Source organism: Terribacillus jepli (genome assembly GCF_047228925.1).
Classification (GTDB): Bacteria; Bacillota; Bacilli; order Bacillales; family Amphibacillaceae; genus Terribacillus.
This window is the reverse complement of sequence record NZ_JBFEGH010000003.1, coordinates 25,853-46,480: the sequence shown is the minus strand read 5'-3', so window position 1 is coordinate 46,480 and position 20,628 is coordinate 25,853. Positions and strand designations below refer to the sequence as shown.

Genomic DNA, 20,628 nt, shown 5'->3' with positions numbered 1-20,628 from the left:
ATAATAATAGTATAAATCATTTCTTCCCGCATGGCAGGATTAGGCATGTATAGGATAGGAATAAGATAACGCTCCCTGGCCGTGTCACTGCATAATGGAAAGACAAATCAGCCAGCTATGATAGGAGTTCAGTAAAGATGCTTGAAAAAAACTTTTATGTAACAATTGAAACAGGATTTGCACGTTACGCAGCAGGCATAATCAGTGTTGCAGGAAATTTCTCATCCAACATAACCATTCTGTACCAAGGAAAATCTGTTGAAATAAAGAATGCCCCCGAATGTATCATGCAGATTATGAATCTTGGCATTTACACACATAGTTACTTTACGATTAGAGCTGATGGAACCGATGAAATTCAAGCAATAGATGCAATATCTGATCATTTGAGGATGCTGGATACAATGAATGACATGGTGAACTTGAAATATATGGAATGATTTCGATCAGCGCTGTATCACAACATACTGGCGGTCGCTCCATCTGAATTTTCGGGCCAGAGCTGCTATCGGATTTGAAAGATGCTCCTTCAGATTGATATCTGCCAGCATCCAGAAAAATCATCGTATCACATGCTTCAAGCCGGGCTAGCATCTTCTTCCCCATCCCAACATGTTTACGAATCCATTTTCCCCCATATCCCAGCTGATCTTCGATAAATCCGAAAAGCGACTCATAAGCCACCCTTTCATTGGGCATTCCAATTCATAAAGAAAAGGAGGTGACATGGGGAATGATTATATCCTTTCGGCGCTCGATTGATAACAATATAATCTTCCCAGGTTTTATGGAGATGCCAATATGGATGACCTTCCCTTTGCTTCAGTCCCTTATTGGTTGCAAGATAATGTTTCTCTGTCTCTTTGTTCACCTGCTCCTTATACACATAGTATTCAAGAATCATGCTATACTGGCATCACGATATAACAAGCTATAACACATAGGAGCAAACAAATGATTACGATAAATAAAAACGAAGCAATTCCGCTTTCAAAACAAATATATATGTCATTCGTAGATAAAATCCGATCCGGTTTATTGATGGGCGGAACGAAATTGCCCACGGTACGGCAGCTGTCCAAAGATCTCGAGGTTAGTCTCGTCACGGTCATGAAAGCTTATAAACAGCTTGAAGAAGATGGTTTTTTGGAATTGAGCAAGGGCAGAGGCACTTATGTTAAAACCCAGCAGCAGCCGGAAAGCGTTCATACAGGATCTGATTTGGATTGGCAGCTCAGCATTCCTGATTACTTGCATCGTTCTCAATATGCTCGTTTTCAAGATTCGGATGCGAATTACCATTTCTCTTCATCCATGATCGATCCGGCCTTGTTTCCGAATCAATATATGGATCAGCTGATTGCACAAGTATTCATGCAGAATCCACGCATACTGTCGCAATACGGTGGTATTCAAGGCGACCTGGCATTACGCGAAAAGATGGCACAAAATCTGCAAAAATCAAAAATCACCACTTCACCAGAGAACCTGCTGATCACTAGTGGTTCCCAGCAAGGTATCGACCTTGTTGCTCGTACTTTTGTTGGTCCTGGTGATGTTGTGATCATGGAAGCTCCGACCTATCCCGGTGCTATCGATGTCTTTCGCAGTCGTGGTGCCACCATTCTTACCGTCCCGGTTGATCAAGACGGTATGCGAGTCGATATGCTGCATGGTTTATGCGAGAAACACAATCCAAAATTGATTTATACAACGCCCACCTTCCATAATCCGACGGGAACGATCATGCCGCTGCAGCGACGAAAAGTATTGCTTGATATCGCCGAAAGTCATCACTGCCTGATCATGGAGGATGATCCATTCAGCGATATCTACTTCGACCGCAAGCCGCCGCTTCCAATCAAAAGCATGGATAAAGCAGGTCATGTCATCTACTTGAAAGGTTTAAGCAAGACGATTGCACCGGGCTGCCGTATCGGTCTCTTAGCAGCTTCCGGGTCCATCTTCAAGCGGCTTTATTCTGCAAAAGCGAATATGGATCTCGGCAGTCCGCTGCTTCCTCAAAAGGTGATTCTGCCGCTCGTCGATTCCACCAAAATGGAACAGCATACAAAACGACTTCGGGCTGCCTTGAAGAGCCGCCGGGATACTGTGCTGAAAGTCCTGACAGAGCAGGCACCCACCGGCGTTAGTTGGCATATTCCAAAGGGCGGACTGAATGTCTGGATTCAGCTGCCGGCTTGGCTTGACAGCAATGATTTACTCACGGAAGCAAACAAACGTCATGTCTCCTTCCTGACAGGCTCTGCTTGTTTTGCCATTGAAAATGAGCATAGCACCTTTCGATTAAGCTACTCCTATGCCAATGAAAAACTGTTGGAAGAAGGCGTCCAGATCCTTTGTGATATTATGCAGGCGCTGCAGCCATCAAGCTCCTCTTCGCCTACGTTTTGAATAATCGAGTTAATCAGAGTGACAATAAAAGATAGTTATCGGGATACAAATTAACCGCTCCACAAAAAGAAGGGTCAGTCCAATCGGACTGACCCTTCTTTTTGGTTAGTTAGTTTAGCGCTTCAAAATGCTCTTATAATGTGAAAAAGTATCAAAACTGGCTTTGCCATGATACGCTCCCATGCCGCTTGCGCCAACCCCGCCGAACGGAAGGTAGTGGGAAGTCATGTGGCTGATGGTATCGTTGATAGCACCGCCACCGAATGAAACGCTGTTTAAGATTTCATCATGGAATGCCTCATCTTCAGAGAACAAGTACAATGCAAGTGGCTTCGGTCGTTTTACAATTCGATCTATGATATCGGATGGATCGTCATATTCGAGAACCGGTAAAATCGGCCCAAAGATTTCATCCTGCATGATTGGATCATCCCAAGAAATGGAATCAAGGATTGTCGGCTCGATAATAAGCTGGGAACGGTCGGATTTTCCGCCTGCAACTATCTTTCCATTACTCAGGAAGCCAGCAAGACGATCAAAATGCCTGTCACTTACCACATGTCCGAAGTTTGGATTTTGGACAATGTTATCTCCATAAGTTGCAGTGATGACATCTTTCAGTTTGGCCAGCAGCGGTTCTTTTACACTGCTATGAACAAGGAGATAGTCTGGTGCGACACATGTCTGACCTGCGTTTGCGAATTTTCCGCGTGCGATTCGCTGAGCTGCTTCATCCAAATTCGCATCTGCATGGACGATTGTCGGACTTTTACCGCCAAGCTCCAATGTGACAGGCGTCAAATGCTTGGCTGCTGCTTCTGCTACGATTTTACCGACACCAGTGCTGCCAGTGAAGAAGATGTAGTCGAAGTCTTCTTTGAGCAGCGCCGTGCTCGTTTCCACTTCCCCTTCTACAACATGCAGATATTCATCCGGGAAATGATCATTAAAGATGCGTGAAAGAATAGCTGACGTTTTCGGTGTCAATTCAGATGGTTTCAATACCGCTGTATTTCCGCCAGCAATCGCTCCTACCAATGGAGAAACTGCCAGCTGGAATGGATAGTTCCATGGTGCGATCACCAATACAGATCCATAGGGTTCCGGCTTGATATAGCTTTTCGCCCCTTCATGGGAAGATGCTGTTGGCACTTCCTTTGTTTCCGCCCATGACTCCAAATTCTCCAAAGTGAAATCGATCTCACTCAGCACAAGTCCTACCTCTGCTCGTTTAGCTTCCATTTCTGATTTGTTCAAGTCTTGCTTCACAGCATCCAAGATGGCTTGTTCATGCGTAAGAATTAAATCTTTCAATTTATTTAATGTATTGATACGGAATTGTACATCCTTGGTTTCTCCGCTTCTATAAAAAGTACGCTGTATATTCAAAAGGTCTTGATAGTTCTCCATGTTAACTCTCCTTTGCACTATTGAATGCCTCGGGTAAACCATCTCCCGTTGCTACCCACTAGATTGCACCCTATTAGTTGATGCATCAAACATTCAATGTGGAGAACTATAATACATCGCAAAAAAGATTGCAAGTGATGCGACTTCCTCCGCAACAAACAACAAACCCTTTAAGTCTCACTTAAAAGGTATGTCTTGAATAAGGATGCATGTATACAGCTTTTTCAACGAAGAAAAAGTCCAGCAAATTACTGCCTTGAGATGATTCCTTATTATAGAGTTCAGAGTAACTGCATTGTGTACACGAAATAACCAGGAAGTGATATTGCTGCACATCGAATAACTTCGACAGGCAAGTACCTGTCATTGCCTTATACAGCCACTCTGTTGCATAAACGTTGCTCCCTTTATTAATGAGTCGTCTAGATGATCTGCAATCACATGCGAGCCGTTCTGACAAACAAAAAGGAAGCTGGTCCCAAAGCCCAGCTTCCTTCTTTCAAACATTCACTCTCGCGGCATCCTCGACCATCTCACGAAAATAAGCGATCAATCTTGTGTCATCAGTAAGCTCCGGATGGAAGGCTGTCGCCAAATAATGCCGATCCCTTGCTGCTACGATGCGGCCTGTATTTTCGCTCAGCACTTCGACTCCTGGTCCAGCTTCGAGAATAAATGGTGCCCGGATGAAAACTGCTGGAAAATCATCCGCCACCCCCTTGATGGGAAGATCAGTCTCAAAGCTATCCACCTGGCGCCCGAACGCGTTCCGTTCCACTGTCACATCCATCAGACCAAGATGGTTCGTTTCCTGATTGTTGATCTCCTTTGCCAATAAAATCATTCCAGCACAAGTGCCGAATATAGGTTTTCCAGATGTACCAAAAGCGCGTAATGGCTCCAGGAAATCATACCGATCAATCAGTCTTCTCATTGCAGTACTCTCACCGCCAGGCAAAATCAATCCATCCAAGTCTGCCAGCTGTTCCACGCGTTTGACCAAGACAGCTTCCGCTCCGACCGCTTCTACTGTCCGCGCATGCTCAACCACCGCACCTTGAAGTGCCAATACACCGATTTTCATCGAGCAAATCTCCTTTCTTTTACCAGCCGCGCTCCTGCATTCTATTTTCTGGAGAAAGGCTTGCGATGTCGATTCCCTTCATCGGTGTGCCAAGTCCTTTGGAAAGCTCTGCAATCAGCTTGTAATCCTGATAATGAGTCGTTGCTTCCACGATGGCTTTGGCGAATTTCGCCGGGTTATCAGATTTAAAGATACCGGAACCAACAAATACACCGTCCGCTCCAAGCTGCATCATCAGCGCCGCATCTGCAGGTGTTGCAACACCGCCAGCAGCAAAGTTAACGACCGGAAGCTTTCCTGCTTCACGAATTTGAAGCAATACTTCATATGGTGCACCCACTTCCTTGGCAAATGTCATCACTTCATCCAAATCCATGGAAAGAAGTTTCCGTACTTGGGATTGCACCATGCGCATATGCCGAACCGCTTCGACGATATTACCTGTTCCCGGCTCCCCTTTTGTACGAAGCATGGATGCACCTTCTCCGATACGGCGGGCAGCCTCACCAAGATCACGGCTTCCGCATACGAACGGTACTGTGAATTCCCGTTTGTTCAAGTGATACTGCTCATCTGCTGGCGTCAGTACTTCACTTTCATCGATATAATCGACGCCCATGGATTCAAGTACCCGCGCTTCGACAATATGTCCGATTCGAGCCTTCGCCATGACCGGGATGGAAACAGCATTCACTACTTCTTCCACGATCGTCGGATCCGCCATCCGCGCAACACCGCCCGCAGCACGGATATCAGAAGGAACACGCTCAAGCGCCATTACCGCTACTGCCCCGGCTTCCTCCGCAATCTTCGCCTGCTCTGCATTCACGACATCCATGATGACGCCGCCCTTTTGCATTTCCGCCATACCCCGTTTAACTAAATCTGTACCTGTTTTCGCCATGTTGACTCCTCCTGTTTCTCTTTCATTATCTGAAAAGTTTGATAGGAGTATTGTACATACTATCGGGGTATAACACGCAAGAAGATAGTATAACAAGTTAATCCCTTGCGTGCCTCGTTAAGAGCAGATTATATTCATTCCAAAAATCCGCGTACATCTCTTGATCGAATTCATCCTCAAACTTCTTTGATTTAGATTGATCAAAGAATGCCTTTGCTTGTAATGCAAATTGCAAAATCTCATGTTTATAAATACTTTTAGGTAAAGTAAGACTCAAATGCGGATATACTATCTTTCCTTCTGTATTACTAGAGCTAGTAAACTTAACAAAATCTGATAACCCAACCTCCTCGCCATCGTACTGCACTGACCAATGAATAGAAATCGGGCAGCCCGTCATCAAAATTGATCCGCATCCATGCAGAATCAATCCCTCCTCATGCTCTGGATTACATTTATAATCAGCGTCCAAAGTTCGCAGTAAAGCCAGTGCCGACTCGCTGATACCCCACTCTTCATTTGCGCCTGCTTTGGTAATTATCGTATCGCCAACTTCCAGACGAATTTCCCCGTGTGAACATATGTCTTCTGATTCATTGGTTAGCCAATGTTGTTTTTCAATCCTTATTTTCATTTGTTCCTTCCTTCTTCAGACTACCTATCTTACTTATATAGCAAAAAGATAGATATCATTCTCACTGACTTGTATATTGGAATTATAACCATTGTTTCCATAAGGAGGATACTATTGAAAATAAAAAAAATAGAGTTGCATATCAACCCATTCAAAGAAACCGTTGAATTCTACAAGGATACTTTAAGTTTTACTTGTATTGATGAGAATGCAAATTCAGCCGTATTCCAAATAGGAGCAAGTCAGCTGGTCTTACACAAAAGCGAGGATGATTCCCATTACTATCATTTCGCATTCAATACACCATCCAATATGTTCCAAAAGGCAAAACTTTGGTTAGTCTCGCGCGTTACACTTCTTACAGAAGATAGCCAAGATGAAATACATTTCAACACAAGAACACAGGCATATGCCTGTTATTTTGAAGATCCAGCAGGAAATATCGTCGAATACATCGCAAGAACGGAAACATCACCTTCAAGTTCTGATCCTGATTTTTCTCCAAGTCACGTTCTATCAATTAGTGAAATCAATCTCTCAACAGATCGAATTATAGAGTATGCCGACAAAATGAAGGAAATTGGAATACCTGTTCGAGATGAGAGGGACATTTCCCTTTCCTCAATTACCTTCATGGGGGAATATGAAGATGGTGCTTTCATATTACTCGGTCCTTTAAACAGGAGATGGATTTTCTCTCACAAAACCTCCATCTCCTCCCCTGTTTTAATTCACACAGACCGGGGATTAGTAACAAATATGGCAACATAAAAAACAACGTTCAGTAATCTCTTTTTTATTAAAAAAAGTGTCGAATGAAAGCTCGCCTTCTCATAACTTAAGCCAGTTCCGCTTCGAAGAGTAAGCAGCACACACACATTTCAGTTGACAAAAAAATCTATTTATGCTATAATTTACACAATTAAACATAGCATATATAATAGGATTCTCCTGGCCAGGAGAATCCTATTTTCGTTTAAGGGAGTGCGTCTGTTTGAAAAAAGATCAGTCAAGTTTAACTTCTTTAATAGCTGCTTTTAGCCGCGCTTATCACAGCCAGTATGATAATCCGAAAATCTTCGATGACTTTGTTGCAAAGCAGTTGCTTACAGCGCAAGAGTTTCAAGACATCAGCACAAACATGGTACGCAACATTCAATTTTTCAATGAGGATATTTCAGCAAAACTTGATCACAATGAAGAATGTATTCTTAAATGGGTCATCCAGACTCAACTCTCCCCCACACCTTTGGCTCGAGCTGCATATTGCGAGAGTGTTTTACTTAATGAAATTACCTTAGGAGCAACACAATATGTCATATTAGGAGCTGGCTTGGATACCTTTCATTTCCGCCATCCAGAATTAAGAAATAGCCTTGCTATCTTCGAGGTTGATCACCCTGCCACACAAACTTTCAAAAGTTCGAAACTGAAAAAAGCCGGCCTTGAGACCCAAGATAATCTTCACTTTGTCCCTATGGATTTCAGCAAAGCATTTTCTGTTCAAAATCTTTATGATGAAGGTTTTGGATACGACAAGACCTTCTTCAGTCTACTAGGTGTATCTTATTATCTGACGAAAGAGGAACTCTCTGATTTAATAAAGCAGTTATTTACCATTGTTCCAACTGGAAGTTCCATTGTCTTGGATTATGCTGATGAAAACCTTTTTACAGAAACGGGGTTATCCAACAGAGTCCAGAACATGGTTAAGATGGCTGCGGCTAGCGGGGAGCCGATGAAAGCTTGTTACTCCTATAAAGAGATGGAGAGTATGCTAGGCGATGCAGATCTTCTGATTTATGAGCATCTCTCGCCTGCTAGGATCAACGAACTTTATTTTGCAGATAGGAAGGATTATCTCACTGCTTTTGAAACAATCCATTATGTTCATGCCGTGAAAAAATAATAGTCTTATGGAATCAGAGGAACACATCCATCGATGTTCCTCTGATTTTCTTAACTAAATCTTCTATCTGCCATCTGTTTCCGGCAAACGATACTCACTACTTTGCCGAATCAAAAACATAAGCACCCCGAGCAATGCAATCGCACCCCCGACTATTTGCAGCGGCATTATCTTTTCCCCTAGCAACCAGACTGCAAGCAAGGTCGCGCCGACCGGCTCTCCCAATACACTCATTGAAATTGTGGTCGTATTGACATAGTTCAAGAGCATATTGAATATGACGTGTGCCAGGGTAGGGAAGATAGCCAGCAGGAGAAAAATCTTCCATTCACCAAATCCATACCCGCCAATCGGTATCCCAGCTGCCAAGTTATAAATGTTAAGCCATACACCCGCGGACAGGAAGACACAGAAGCTGTATACCCAATGTGATACTTTCTTGACATTGTTTTGACCGATCAGCAGATAACCGACAACAGCGATGACACACAGAAAAGATAAAAGGTCTCCGATTAGAACAGAGGAATCATCCAGCCCAAAGTCTCCCCATCCGACCATGACCACACCGATAATGGAAATGCCGATCGTAATGACGACAGCCCTGGAAGCCCTCTCTTTATAAAGCAGGAATCCGCCTATCATCGCGACTATCGGCTGGAGCGAGAGGATGATCGTCGAGCTTGCTACAGTCGTCAGTTTCAAAGAGCTGAACCATAGAGCAAAATGCGCTGCCAAACAGGCACCTGACAATACGAAGGCGAGCGCTTCTCGTCTGCCGATTTTTTTGAACTCCTTTCTGTTCATCCACACAATCGGAGCCAGCAGCAGACAAGCCAGATACATCCGGTTCATACTGAGAATCGTAGCTGGAGCATCAGACCACTTGACGAAGATAGCTGCGAAAGATATGGCAATGATGGATATAAGTAATAAAACAGCGGTTTGATTTTGTTTCAACAAAGCTGCCTCCTTCTCTGGAATATGGAAATTGTATAATGATTATAATTTAGACCCTCGGCTATCAAGTTGTCTTGATAAAATTCTAATTTAATTAAAAAGGTCATGCCTGATCAGCATGACCTCTTTCAGCTTAAGAGCAGCCGCCAAACTGGCGCTGTCTTGCTTCTGGATTCACTTGTTCATCCGCATGATAGGAGGAGCGGACCATCGGGCCTGATTCGCAGTGACGGAAACCTTTTTGCAAAGCGATTTCCTTTAACTCTGCGAATTCATCCGGATGGTAGTATTTTTGTACTTTCAAGTGTTTGAATGATGGCTGCAAATATTGCCCGATCGTCATGATGTCTACTCGATGTGCCAGCAAATCGTCCATTGCTTGCAGAATTTCTTCTTTCGTCTCTCCTAAACCTAGCATGATGCTCGATTTTGTCGGTGTATCTGGAGAAATGGTTTTGACACGATCAAGTAATTCAAGCGAGCGATCATAGGTTGCTCGATGACGGACAGAAGGTGTCAATCGCCGTACCGTTTCAATGTTGTGGTTGAAGATATCAGGTTTGGCATCCATGAGCGTCTTGATGCTTTCATATGTACCTTTCATATCAGACGGCAGTACTTCGACTGTCGTATTCGGCATCCGGCGGTGAATGGCACGGACTGTTTCAGCGAAAACAGCAGATCCGCCATCCTCCAAATCATCCCGGGCTACCGCAGTTACGACTGCATGGCGCAGTCCCATTTTAGCAACAGAATCAGCGACACGTTCCGGCTCAGCCCAATCCAGCTCTGTGGGTTTACCGGACGTTACCGCACAGAAGCGGCAGCCCCTTGTGCAAATGGAACCAAGTATCATGAATGTTGCTGTTTTCCGTACTGACCAGCATTCATAGATATTTGGGCACTTTGCTTCTTCACAAACCGTATGTAGATTCATTTCCCGCATCATTTTCTTCAAATCCATATAATCTTCATTCGTGTTGAAATCGATCTTCAGCCACTCCGGCTTGCGGAGCATCCCTTCCCGTCGTTGTGCCATCGTTTTCTTTACCATTTCCGTTCCTCCTTAACGAGCGTATAAGAATTCATGATCTTGGTATTTCTCTTTGGCTAGTTGTTCGATTGCTGCTAGTTGCTCATTATCCAGTTCAAGTCTTTCAAATGTCACCCCAAGTCCTTTTTGGAAACCATCATAAAAAGCAGCCCGTATATCCTCCATCGTTGTCTGCGGAGGGATGAATTCCTGCAGACTGGCAGCTTTGTTGCTGAAGCTTTTGTAAGCACGTTCTTTTACACGATCACTTGGATAGAGGAATAATTCCAGCAAATCCTCTTGATTCAGCCAAACCGGAATCGATCCGTGCTGAAGTACGATCCCTTTTTGTCTCGTTTGTGCACTTCCAGCTGCTTTCTTTCCATCCACATTGATTTCATACCAAGAAGCCTCCTCAAAGCAATTGGCAGTACCCTTGGGCTTCGAGTCAGCAGGTATGGCGAAATCCGCTTGGATCCCCAGATTGTCAAAACCGATCAGCAGTCCCTCTGACAAGACCTTATACGCCTCTTTGACGCTTGACGGTATTCCTGGATAATCCTCTTGTACAATGATGCTGTAAGTAAGCTCCTGATGATGGAGCACTGCCTGGCCGCCAGTTGGCCGACGCACCAGCTCGAAGCCTCGCTTCTCGATTTCTTCCAGATTGAATCGCTTCTTTGTCTTTTGGAAATAACCGACGGAAAAACCGCCAGGATTCCAGCCATAGAAACGTAACACAGGGCCGATCCGTCCCTCACGGTGCCATTGCATCAGCATCTCATCCGCCGCCATGTTAAAGGCTGGGGTATGATCACCGTCGTCCCAGAAAACCCAATTCCGCACGCTGTCACCTTCTCTTTCGAAAAGTTCAAATAATCTTAACAATTTCATTCTAGACTTCTTGTCTCTGGAGACGCAACCGCTTTCTGAAAAACCTACTATTATACTAGGAAATATTACTCTTTTTACCAAAAGGTAATAATTGATATATGGTAGAATGAAAAAAAATGCAAAAGTCGGTGATGTATGATGGATAACAAAGAAAAAGTCATATATAAAAGAGGTACATCAGAGCTCAAACAAGATACACATCGTGCTGCTAAGCTAACCTTTTCATTTAATAATTGTCCGCCGGATGAAGAGGACAAGAAAGAAAAGTTGTTACGGGAGCTGCTTGGCAAATGCGGGCGGAAGCTTTTTATTGAGCATAACTTTCACTGTGACCTCGGATATAATATAGAAGTAGGTGAGAATTTTTACGCAGGATTCAATTTCACCGTACTTGATATGGAAAAGGTTGACATCGGCGATAATTGCATGATCGGACCTAATGTCGGGATTTATACCGCTGGCCATTCCATCCAGCCAGCAGGCAGGACAGAAGAAGGTTATGCCATTCCTATCACGATAGGAAATGATGTCTGGATAGGCGGAAGCTGTACGATACTTGCCGGTGTCACTATCGGCGATAACTCCATCGTGGCAGCAGGATCCGTCGTAACGAAAGATGTGCCAGCCAATACGATTGCGGCTGGTAATCCAGCAAAACATATAAAAAATATAGAATAGAAAAAAGCCGTCAAAAATGACGGCTTTCTTCTCATTCGTTCGGCCAAACCGTCTTCGCTACATCAACAATAAAGCGCAGTTTCTCCCATTGCTCTTCTTCTGTCAGTTTATTGCCATGATGCGTGGAGGCAAAACCGCATTGCGGGCTGAGACAGATTTGGTCTAGAGAGACATATTCTGTTGCTTCCTTAATTCGGTTGATTATTGCTTCCTTCTCTTCCAATTCTCCGAATTTGGAAGTGACCACACCCAATACGACTCTTGGACCATCTTTAGGAATATATTGAAGCGGTTCGAATGTTCCGGAGCGCTCGTCATCATACTCAAGGAAGAATCCATCCACCTTCTCTTTTGCCAATAAATCTTTGGCAATGAGATCATAGCTGCCTCCGAACATATAGGTGGAGCGGTAGTTTCCGCGACAGAGATGCGTTGTCACCGTAAGGTCTTCCGGCTTTCCATCCAATACACCATTGATTACGCGGCGTGCCAAATCGATCAAAAATTCCCGGGAGTGCTCTCCATCGAATTTTGTATCAGGGGAAGATAGTGTAGCAATATACACATCATCCAGCTGCAGATAGCGTACGCCTGCATCGTAGAAGGCCTGGATGGCATCTCTATATGCCTGGATGACGTCAGCTGCGAAATCCTCGATATCTGGATAAATCGAATGGTCTCGAATATCTGTATGGAAAAGCTGATTCGGGCTAGGAATCGTCTGTTTTGCCACCGCCCTGCCAGCGACGATGTCTTGAAATACTTTGTAATCCCCAAGGAATGGGTGATCCGGATTGAACGATACTTTTCCAGTATTTTTTATGTTATAACGTTCTGTTTCTTCCCCTTTGAAAAGATAACCTGTATCTGGAACATAACCTGTGATTCCGTTCAGGTGCTCGAGAAAATCCGTGTGCCAGAATCTTCTCCGGAATTCTCCGTCTGTCACTAGTTCCAGTCCGACTTCGATCTGTTTGTCGACAATTCTTTTGATTTCTGATGTTTCGATTTCCCGCAGCTCTAGTTTGCTTATTTGTCCTTCCTTGAATTGCTGTCTTGCTTTGTGCAGTACATCCGGACGAAGCAAGCTCCCTACGTGATCTGCTCTGAATGGTGCCGTTTTTGTTTTTATTGTCATGTTCATCTCTCCCAATTTAATTTTTTACTGTTTCTGTTAATCGTTCAGCAGCTTTCAAGGCCTGCTGCAGATCCCCTATGAGATCTTCTGCATGCTCCAAACCGACAGATAAACGCAACAGCCCGTCTGTTATACCGCGTTTTTTTCGCTCAGCCTCCGGCATGGCAGCATGCGACATCGCAGCCGGATACGAAAGGATGGACTCCACCGCGCCGAGACTGACAGCGAAAATCGGAATGCGGAGCTGTTCAACGAATACCCTTGCATGCTCCCTGCTTGGCAGGACGAAAGATAGAACTGCTCCATTCCCACTGGCTTGCCCGGTATGTATCTCATGTCCATCATGAGTGGGCAAGCCTGGGTAGAAGACATTTTCCACAAGCGGATGCTCCAGCAAGAAGGAAGCTATCCTTTGGGCTGTCTCCGTCGACTGACGCAGCCTCGTTCCTAAAGTCTTGATGCCTTGGAGCAGCAAATAGCTATCCTGGGCTCCAAGGATGGCTCCGAATGTATTCTGGATGAAGGCAAGCCGTTCTCCAAGATCCCTATCCCTTGTAATCAGCAACCCTGCGATAATATCGCTATGTCCCGAAAGGAACTTGGTTGCACTATGAATGACCACATCCACACCAAGTGCCAGCGGCTGCTGATACAATGGCGTCAAAAATGTATTGTCCAGGAAAGTTAAGCAATCATTTTGTTTCGCTATCCGGACAATGGCGCGGATGTCTGTCACCTTCAAGCAAGGATTGGACGGTGATTCCAGATAAATGACCTTCGTGTTTGGCAGGATGGCTGCTTCAACCGCATCCAAATCGGTTAAGTCCACAAAGGAATGACTGATCTGGAACTTAGGAAGGATCTCTGTCACAAACCGGTACGTACCGCCATACACATCCTCGGTCACCAGCACATGATCACCTGCCGACAGCAGCATGAATGCGGAGGATATTGCTGCCATGCCTGATGAAAAAGCAAAAGCATGTGTGCCTCCCTCCAGTTCTGTCGCCTTTTTCTCCAGTGCTGCTCGTGTCGGATTACCAGAACGGCTATAATCGAATGGACCGAAAGCATCGAAGCTTTCCTGGTGATAAGTGGACGACAGATAAATCGGGACGTTCACGGAGCCTGTGGGCTGCTCTTTGTGTAAACCACGGATACACGCTGTTTCTAAATGTTGTTCTCCCATAAGATGACCTCCTAATCCAATCTTTCGAATGCTTGCTGCAAATCACCGATCAAATCTTGCGCTTCTTCAATCCCGACAGAGAAACGAAGCAGCCGGTCGCATATTCCCCTCGCCTCTCTTTCTTCAACAGGGATATCCGCATGGGTCTGTGTCATCGGGTACGTGATGAAACTCTCCACTCCGCCAAGGCTTTCGGCAAATGTAATGATGTTCAGGCTGCGAAGGAACGGATCGACCCATTTGCTGTCCTTGACCCGAAAGGAAAGCATTCCTCCCTTACCTGCATAGAGGACATCCTTCACCTTCGGCTCCTCTCTTAAATACGCCGCGATGTGTTCAGCATTGGCTTGGTGCTGCCGCATTCGGAGTGGCAACGTCTTCAAGCCGCGGATGAGAAGCCAGGCATCAAGCGGGGATAGTACCGCACCCGTACCGTTGTGCAGGACCGACAGACGCTCTGATAGCTCTTCGCCTTTACTCACGACGAGTCCAGCCAGTACGTCGTTATGACCGCCGATATATTTTGTTGCACTATGGATGACGATATCTGCTCCTTGTGTAATTGGCTGCTGGAAATATGGCGTCAGGAAGGTATTGTCGACAATCAACAACAGATTGTGTGCTTTTGCCAACTTCGCATACGCTGCAATGTCAATTTCCTGCATCAAAGGGTTTGTCGGTGTCTCCAGGAAAATCGCTTTTGTCTTATCCGTAATCAACGCTGCTGTGTCTTCCACTGTTCGAAATGGAGCGTAAATCGCAGTCACTCCGAATGAATTGGAATAGAAGTCGAACAGTCGATAGGTGCCTCCATAGATGTCCTCCGGTACAAGCAATGAGTCGCCAGATCGGAAAAGTGATAGTACGAGTTGAATGGCTGCCATACCCGAACTGCAGGCAAAAGCCCTATCTCCTTTTTCAAGCTCAGCGAACCCATCTTCCAGAACAGACCTGGTCGGGTTCTTCGTCCGGGAATAATCATAACCGGTTGATTGCCCGATTCCGCCATGCGCATAAGCAGTGGAAAGATAAACCGGAGGATTAACCGCGCCTGTCACTCCATCACTTCGATTTCCTAACTGTACAAATGTTGTCTCCAAGCTACTTCCCATATTGTTTCTCACCCTTCTCTTGAAAAAAAAAGAACCTTCTCCCCAAAAAGGAAGAAGGTTCAGTGATAACCGAATCAGCTTCTTATCTTTAAGGCGGATACCTTTTGGATTTAGCACCGTGTCATGACAGACTGGTTGCTGAGACATCATAGGGCCAATTCCCTCCGCCTCTCTTGATAAGAAAGTACTATTTATTTTTTAATATATAGTCATGTTAACATACAAGAAAATTCAGTCAATATTTTTTTGAAATTTTCCATCAAATATAAAATTTCTATTGAATTTCTTAGCTGGACCACATATCAAAGTCAGAAAATAGGATTGACACCCAGAAGTTTTCGGTCTATCCTTTTCTTTACAACTGATATTTCTTATCCAGATTGGTGGAGGGAATGGCCCTACGAAACCAAAGCAACAGGCTGCAGACCGCAGTACTGTGCTAATTCCAGGTGTTTGACACTGAAGATAAGAAGAGCGGAAGCTTAAAATGGGCCCTCTTCTGACGGAAGAAGGGTCTTTTTTTAAGAATAAATCCGATTAAATTCATTGGATATATCAAGATTATTACAGGAGGGTAATAGATGGAAACCATCAAGCAGGCACTAGCCGAAGTACATACGTATTTAGAAAGTGATTTCCCGGAAGTTGTCGAATGGAGACGTTATCTGCATCAGCATCCCGAATTGAGTTTTCAGGAGACAGAGACTGCCCGTTTCATCGCGGATAAACTGCGCAGCTTCGGCTATGAGGATATCCAAACGAATATCGGCGGTCATGGAATTGTCGCCGTACTATCAGGAAAAGAAGCAGGACCGACAATTGCCCTCAGAGCCGATTTCGATGCCCTGCCGATAGAGGATGAGAAAGAAACAGCGTATCGATCCAAGACGCCTGGCGTGATGCACGCTTGCGGACACGACGGTCATACTGCTGCTTTGCTTGGGACTGCCAAAGCATTGATCAAACATAAGGACAGCCTGAAAGGCAAAGTTGTCTTCCTTTTCCAGCCAGCTGAAGAAGTCCCGCCTGGCGGTGCCAAGGCAATGATAGAAGACGGTGCACTTGACGGTGTCGACTATGTCTATGGCGCTCATCTTAACTCTGCTGCCCCTGTCGGGAAGATCGGTGTCGGCGAAGGATTCAAAATGGCTGCTGTGGATAAATTCGCGATCACCATCCAAGGAAAAGGCGGTCATGGCGCAGCTCCTCAGGAGACAGTCGATCCAATCGTCATCGGCAGTGATATCGTAAGCGCCTTGCAGAAGATTGTCAGCCGCAGAGTCAGCCCGCTGGAATCTGCAGTGCTGACACTCGGTGTCTTCCAGTCAGGGAATGCATTCAATGTCATTCCGGATACCGCAAAACTGGAAGGCACAGTCCGGACATTCAATGCTGACATCCGCAAGCAGGTCAGGCAGCAGATAGAAGCAATCATTTCCGGGATTACGAGCGGATTCGGTGCCACTTATTCCATTGATTATTTGCATGGCTATCCTGCACTTTATAACCATCCAGAAGAAACTGCTTTATTGCAGCGGCTGTTCTCTGAACAATTCGGCGAAGAACAAATAATTGACCTTGAAACCGGGATGGGCGCAGAGGATTTCGCTTATTACCTGCAGGAAAAACCCGGCAGCTTTTTCAAAGTCGGCTCCCGCAATGAAGATACCGCCACACACTATCCGCATCATCATCCGAAGTTCGACATCGATGAGCGAGCACTGCTCATCACCGAGAAAGCATTCACGAAAATCGTATTCTCGTTATTGGGAAGCTAAGGGGGAAATGTCTTGAAAAAGAAACTCGCACTTATACTATTCGGCTTAGCGGCCACCATCGCCCTGTTCGGGTGCTCCAGCAATTCCAGCAGCGGTTCCGGTGCAAGCGGCGGCGAACCTGTGGAAGGCGGCGATTTGAACGTTGCGATGACAGCAGATCCTGACACGCTTGACTGGATGTATTCCGGCGAAAGCGCTGCGAGAAAAATCGGCTGGCATATCTATGAAGGTTTGTTCGCATTGGATAAGGATTATCAGGCACGTCCTTTACTAGCTGACGACTACACCGTCAGTGAGGATAAGAAAACATACACGATCACCCTTCGTGACGGACTTAAATTCCACAATAATCAGGGCGTAACTGCCAAGGATGCCAAAGCCTCGATCGAACGCTGGCTGAAAGTCTCATCCGTTGGTAAGATCACAGCGACACATGTAGATTCTGTCGAAGCAGAAGATGACCTGACATTGGTCATTACGCTGAATGATCCGTATACTGCATTGCTTACGGATTTGGCTGCTCCGAAAGCATCAGCTGTCATCATTCCAGCTGACATTGCAGAAGCTGCCGGTGAACAGCCGCTGACAAATGAGCAGCTGATCGGTACAGGTCCATTCAAATTCGATTCTTGGAAGCGCGGAAATGAAATCGTCCTTTCCAAATTTGAAGATTATCAATCACGCGAAGAAGAAGATTGGGGCGGTCTGACAGGTAAAAAGACAGCTTACCTGGATACGATCCATTTCAAGATCGTAAAAGACCCGCAAGTGATGCTCAATGGTTTGAAGACAGATCTATACGATTATGTCCAGTCCATTCCTCTGGATTTGTATGATGTTGTCGATGCGACACAAAATGTCGAACCAGCTATCTCAAGCAATGGCTATTCCGTCATCACACCAGATAAATCCGAAGCACCATTTGACGATATCAAAGTAAGGGAAGCACTTCACGCAGCTCTTGATAAAGAAGCGATTGCCAAGGCTACCTATGGCAACAGTGAGTTCTATAATCTGGATGGTGCCTTGTTCACACCGGATCAAACAGCTCTTTACTCAGATCAGAACATCGATGACTTCGAAGCTTATGATCAGGATGAGGCGAAAAAGCTATTGGAAGACAGCTCTTATGAGGGTCAGCCAGTGAAGATCATCTTCTCGAATGACCATGCAGAGTATAAAAAAATCGCTGAAATTGCAGAACAGCAGCTGGAAGCAGTAGGCTTCAATGTCGAGCTTGAGTCTTATGAATGGGCAACTTATTTGGAAAAATGGAGCGATGGGTCTAACTGGGATATGGTCGTTGTCGGATGGTCTCCGTTCTTCTCACCAAACCAAGCCGGAATGGTGAGCCAGGATTCCAACAGCAGCGGCTGGTACAACAGCGAACGCTGGCAGGAGCTTGTCGCACAGTGGGGTGAAGCAGACGATGAATCTGCTCAAAAAGAGATCCTTGCTGAGCTGAACAAGACAATCTATGATGAGCTTCCATTCGAAAAAGTAAGCAATCTTTCCACGTTGGATGCACGTACTTCCAAGCTGCAGGATTATGAAGACTGGTATGGTCCGCGCTTTTGGAATACGTGGAAATCACAGTAATGCCCCGAGAAAATCGCCTGCGTTACCGCTGGCGATTTTCTTCCATTTTTTATATAAAGGAGTGACGCTTATGCTTAATTATACGATCCGCAGGCTGCTGTCTGTCATACCTGTCATGCTCGTGGTCAGTATCATCGTATTCCTGCTCGTTCACCTGACACCTGGGAATCCAGCCTTCATCATCCTTGGTGAAGATGCATCACCCGAAGCCATTGCCCAGCTGGAAGAACAGCTTGGTTTGAATGAGCCGCTATATAGTCAATTCTTCGACTGGTTAAAACAAGTCATCACTGGTGACCTCGGTACTAGTGTTTATTCAGCCCAGCCAGTCACGGAACTGATTTTTGCCAATTTTGGTCCGACTTTCAGTTTGATGGTCTTGTCCTTGCTTTTTATTTTGATCATCTCGATTCCGATTGCCATCTTGATTGTATCTTTGCGCAAAACGATCCTTGACCCTCTATTCACAAACGCTTCCCTGCTCGGTGTGTCGGTTCCGGAATTCTGGCTCGCCATCTTGCTCGTGCTGGCGTTTGGTGTGACATTCCCAATATTCCCGGTTGCCGGTTATATGCCGCTTACCGAAGGTTTTGGAGCCTGGCTTTATCACTTGCTTCTGCCTGCTTTTGTGCTGGCACTTGTCGAAATCGGCATCATCGCCCGGATGCTCCGGGACAGCATGCTCGATTCCGTGAACCAGGATTACACAAAAACGGCACGGGCAAAAGGTGTCCGTGAACGCGATGTATTGATGAAGCATGTTTTTGCCAATGCGCTCATTCCGACAACGACTGTACTAGGCGCCACTGTGGCAGGGCTGCTCGGCGGAACGGTCATCATCGAAACGCTATTCACGATTCCTGGAATCGGACAGCTTTTGATCGACTCGATTCACCGGCGGGATTATCCAGTGATTCAAGGCGTTGTGCTGTTCATCGCTGCTATCTATGTCTTAGTCAACCTTGTCGTCGATCTCTTGTATGCATTCCTTGATCCGAGGATCCGCTATGACTAAGTCAAAGGAGGTACCTAAACAATGATGTCCAAGAAACGGAACATGATTGCCCTGACGATTTTCTTGTTGGTTGCCTTAGCGACCATCACTGCCACTTGGTGGCTGCCGGTCTCCCCTACGGCGATGGATGCGAACCAGCGACTGCTTGTACCGTCTGGCACCCATTGGTTCGGTACCGATGATTTCGGTCGTGACATTTTCGCACGTGTAGTCGTCGCTGCCCGCGTGTCTTTAGTCGTCGGTGTCATCGTGGCTATCATAGCGACAGTCATCGGTACATTGATCGGTCTTGTATCCGGGTATTTCCGTAAAACCGATTTCATCCTGATGCGAATCGTGGACGGCTTTCTCGCTTTTCCAGCCCTGCTTTTGGCATTGGCACTCGTCGCGGCACTTGGCGGAAGCATCACGAATATCGTCATCGCCCTGACGATTGCTTTCTTCCCGGTCATGTCACGCGTCGTCCGCTCAGCTGTATTGCAAATCAACAACGCGCAGTACATCGAAGCAGCCCGGACGACAGGTACGAGCGATATCGTCATTTTATTCAAATATATATTGCCGAATGTACTCTCCCCCATCATCGTGCAAAGTACATTCATCTTTGCCAAAGCCATTCTGGCAGAAGCTGCGCTAAGCTTTCTCGGTGTCGGGGTGAATCCTTCAACACCGACCTGGGGGAATATGCTGCAGGAATCACAGATTTATATCACGATTGCTCCCTGGTTCTCGATTTTCCCTGGTATTGCCATCGTCATTACCGTATTGTCACTGAACATACTCGGGGACGGACTACGGGATGCCTTCGATCCACATAGCGTCAAGAGAAAGCGGAGACGCAAACCAAAACAAACAGCACCAGCTGCCTGATAGGAGGTT

At 45.7% G+C, this 20,628-nt stretch carries 20 protein-coding genes and 2 riboswitches; of the genes, 9 read left to right on the top strand and 11 right to left on the bottom strand.

Features of this window, described 5'->3' with window-relative positions; translation table 11 throughout:
• Positions 1 to 137 precede the first annotated feature (137 nt).
• A complete protein-coding gene (locus AB1K91_RS04390) occupies positions 138 to 440 on the top strand; it encodes an HPr family phosphocarrier protein (protein WP_413088468.1) in 303 nt (100 codons plus the stop codon).
• A 514-nt stretch (positions 441 to 954) separates the two neighbouring features.
• The gene (gene pdxR, locus AB1K91_RS04385) at positions 955 to 2,415 is read left to right on the top strand and encodes a MocR-like pyridoxine biosynthesis transcription factor PdxR (RefSeq protein ID WP_413088467.1); all 1,461 of its coding nucleotides are present in this window, start codon (positions 955 to 957) and stop codon (positions 2,413 to 2,415) included.
• A gap of 114 nt (positions 2,416 to 2,529) precedes the next feature.
• Here pdxR and AB1K91_RS04380 read toward each other — a convergent pair whose 3' ends face one another.
• From AB1K91_RS04380 to AB1K91_RS04360, 5 genes are all read right to left on the bottom strand, one after another.
• Positions 2,530 to 3,825, bottom strand: coding sequence for an aldehyde dehydrogenase (locus tag AB1K91_RS04380; protein WP_413088465.1), 1,296 nt, complete (start codon positions 3,823 to 3,825; stop codon positions 2,530 to 2,532).
• Between the two features lie 181 nt (positions 3,826 to 4,006).
• Positions 4,007 to 4,192, bottom strand: coding sequence for a zinc ribbon domain-containing protein (locus tag AB1K91_RS04375; RefSeq protein WP_413088463.1), 186 nt, complete (start codon positions 4,190 to 4,192; stop codon positions 4,007 to 4,009).
• A gap of 132 nt (positions 4,193 to 4,324) precedes the next feature.
• A complete protein-coding gene (gene pdxT, locus AB1K91_RS04370; protein ID WP_413088461.1) occupies positions 4,325 to 4,909 on the bottom strand; it encodes a pyridoxal 5'-phosphate synthase glutaminase subunit PdxT in 585 nt (194 codons plus the stop codon).
• 19 nt (positions 4,910 to 4,928) lie between these two features.
• A complete protein-coding gene (gene pdxS, locus AB1K91_RS04365) occupies positions 4,929 to 5,813 on the bottom strand; it encodes a pyridoxal 5'-phosphate synthase lyase subunit PdxS (RefSeq protein WP_413088459.1) in 885 nt (294 codons plus the stop codon).
• Between the two features lie 97 nt (positions 5,814 to 5,910).
• A complete protein-coding gene (locus tag AB1K91_RS04360) occupies positions 5,911 to 6,447 on the bottom strand; it encodes a hypothetical protein (protein ID WP_413088457.1) in 537 nt (178 codons plus the stop codon).
• Between the two features lie 114 nt (positions 6,448 to 6,561).
• Here AB1K91_RS04360 and AB1K91_RS04355 point away from each other — a divergent pair, with 114 nt between their 5' ends.
• Both AB1K91_RS04355 and AB1K91_RS04350 read left to right on the top strand, forming a co-directional pair.
• Positions 6,562 to 7,218: a hypothetical protein gene (locus AB1K91_RS04355; protein ID WP_413088455.1), complete on the top strand. Its 657-nt coding sequence runs from the start codon at positions 6,562 to 6,564 to the stop codon at positions 7,216 to 7,218.
• 223 nt (positions 7,219 to 7,441) lie between these two features.
• Positions 7,442 to 8,356 (top strand): class I SAM-dependent methyltransferase, encoded by a 915-nt coding sequence (locus AB1K91_RS04350; RefSeq protein WP_413088453.1) that lies wholly within the window; start codon positions 7,442 to 7,444, stop codon positions 8,354 to 8,356.
• Positions 8,357 to 8,419: 63 nt separating this feature from the next.
• Here the strand turns inward: AB1K91_RS04350 and AB1K91_RS04345 are convergent, their stop codons facing one another.
• From AB1K91_RS04345 to AB1K91_RS04335, 3 genes are all read right to left on the bottom strand, one after another.
• A complete protein-coding gene (locus AB1K91_RS04345; protein ID WP_413088451.1) occupies positions 8,420 to 9,313 on the bottom strand; it encodes a DMT family transporter in 894 nt (297 codons plus the stop codon).
• A gap of 133 nt (positions 9,314 to 9,446) precedes the next feature.
• Positions 9,447 to 10,367 (bottom strand): lipoyl synthase, encoded by a 921-nt coding sequence (gene lipA, locus AB1K91_RS04340; protein ID WP_413088449.1) that lies wholly within the window; start codon positions 10,365 to 10,367, stop codon positions 9,447 to 9,449.
• Positions 10,368 to 10,379: 12 nt separating this feature from the next.
• Entirely contained in the window at positions 10,380 to 11,240 is an 861-nt protein-coding gene (locus tag AB1K91_RS04335; RefSeq protein WP_413088447.1) for a lipoate--protein ligase family protein, read from the bottom strand.
• Between the two features lie 135 nt (positions 11,241 to 11,375).
• On the opposite strand from AB1K91_RS04335, the gene AB1K91_RS04330 reads away from it, so the two are divergent.
• Entirely contained in the window at positions 11,376 to 11,918 is a 543-nt protein-coding gene (locus AB1K91_RS04330; protein ID WP_413088445.1) for a sugar O-acetyltransferase, read from the top strand.
• A gap of 31 nt (positions 11,919 to 11,949) precedes the next feature.
• Here AB1K91_RS04330 and AB1K91_RS04325 read toward each other — a convergent pair whose 3' ends face one another.
• From AB1K91_RS04325 to AB1K91_RS04315, 3 genes are read right to left on the bottom strand one after another with little or no spacing between them, the layout of a single operon-like run.
• Positions 11,950 to 13,056, bottom strand: a complete 1,107-nt coding sequence (locus AB1K91_RS04325) for a 5-methyltetrahydropteroyltriglutamate--homocysteine S-methyltransferase (RefSeq protein WP_413088443.1) — start codon at positions 13,054 to 13,056, stop codon at positions 11,950 to 11,952.
• A 16-nt stretch (positions 13,057 to 13,072) separates the two neighbouring features.
• Positions 13,073 to 14,245 carry an aminotransferase class I/II-fold pyridoxal phosphate-dependent enzyme gene (locus AB1K91_RS04320; RefSeq protein ID WP_413088441.1) on the bottom strand — a complete coding sequence of 391 codons (1,173 nt, stop codon included), beginning with the start codon at positions 14,243 to 14,245 and terminating at the stop codon, positions 13,073 to 13,075.
• A gap of 11 nt (positions 14,246 to 14,256) precedes the next feature.
• The gene (locus AB1K91_RS04315) at positions 14,257 to 15,357 is read right to left on the bottom strand and encodes a methionine biosynthesis PLP-dependent protein (RefSeq protein WP_413088439.1); all 1,101 of its coding nucleotides are present in this window, start codon (positions 15,355 to 15,357) and stop codon (positions 14,257 to 14,259) included.
• A 79-nt stretch (positions 15,358 to 15,436) separates the two neighbouring features.
• Positions 15,437 to 15,540, bottom strand: a riboswitch (SAM riboswitch).
• A 185-nt stretch (positions 15,541 to 15,725) separates the two neighbouring features.
• Positions 15,726 to 15,829: riboswitch (SAM riboswitch) on the top strand.
• A gap of 109 nt (positions 15,830 to 15,938) precedes the next feature.
• Here AB1K91_RS04315 and AB1K91_RS04310 point away from each other — a divergent pair.
• From AB1K91_RS04310 to AB1K91_RS04295, 4 genes are all read left to right on the top strand, one after another.
• Positions 15,939 to 17,135 (top strand): M20 metallopeptidase family protein, encoded by a 1,197-nt coding sequence (locus tag AB1K91_RS04310; protein WP_413088437.1) that lies wholly within the window; start codon positions 15,939 to 15,941, stop codon positions 17,133 to 17,135.
• A gap of 12 nt (positions 17,136 to 17,147) precedes the next feature.
• Positions 17,148 to 18,734 carry an ABC transporter substrate-binding protein gene (locus tag AB1K91_RS04305; protein ID WP_413088435.1) on the top strand — a complete coding sequence of 529 codons (1,587 nt, stop codon included), beginning with the start codon at positions 17,148 to 17,150 and terminating at the stop codon, positions 18,732 to 18,734.
• Between the two features lie 70 nt (positions 18,735 to 18,804).
• Complete coding sequence (locus AB1K91_RS04300; protein WP_413088434.1) at positions 18,805 to 19,749, top strand: ABC transporter permease; 945 nt, start codon at positions 18,805 to 18,807, stop codon at positions 19,747 to 19,749.
• A gap of 21 nt (positions 19,750 to 19,770) precedes the next feature.
• A complete protein-coding gene (locus AB1K91_RS04295; RefSeq protein ID WP_413088432.1) occupies positions 19,771 to 20,619 on the top strand; it encodes an ABC transporter permease in 849 nt (282 codons plus the stop codon).
• Positions 20,620 to 20,628: the final 9 nt, after the last annotated feature.